Consider the following 523-nt stretch of genomic DNA (forward strand, 5'->3'; position numbering starts at 1 on the left):
ACTCACCATGGTTTCCTGGCTGGAAGGCTCACCAGGATCAGCACAGGGGGTACCCCTGGAGGTGTCGACGCCGGGAGAGATTCCGGTGGTGAAGGTCGTGACATTCACCGTGGTTTCCGTCGGCCCGTAGACGTTGGTCACGACAGTATCGGGGAGAAGCCAACGTGCCCGCACTGCGGTGGCCGCGGCAAGTGGTTCACCACCGGAGAACACCTGACTGAGAGAGGGGAACAAGTCTTCCGGTACTTGTTCCCCGCCGTCGTCACCGTCAGCGAGTGACTCGATGTGGTCGAGGAACACCGGGAGCATGGACGCGACGAGATGCACCCGCGTGATCTGTTGCCGGCTGATGACATCGGCAAAATAGGCGGGATCCCTGTGCCCGCCGTCAGTGGCGGTGACCACCGTGGCACCGACGGCCAGGGGGACGAAGATGTCGCGCATTGAGGCATCGTAGATGGCCTGGGTCTTCTGAAGGATCCGGTCACCGACCCCGTAACTGAACAAAGCCCGGTCGGACAGG

Annotated in this window: 1 protein-coding gene; it reads right to left on the bottom strand. The window is 62.3% G+C overall.

Going from position 1 to position 523, the window contains the following annotated elements; all coding sequences use genetic code 11:
* Nucleotides 1–523 (bottom strand): AMP-binding protein (locus tag ACTXPP_RS14190; protein ID WP_443342772.1); only part of this gene is annotated, 523 nt, incomplete at both ends.

This window comes from Candidatus Corynebacterium faecigallinarum, assembly GCF_052264515.1.
Taxonomy (GTDB): domain Bacteria; phylum Actinomycetota; class Actinomycetes; order Mycobacteriales; family Mycobacteriaceae; genus Corynebacterium; species Corynebacterium faecigallinarum.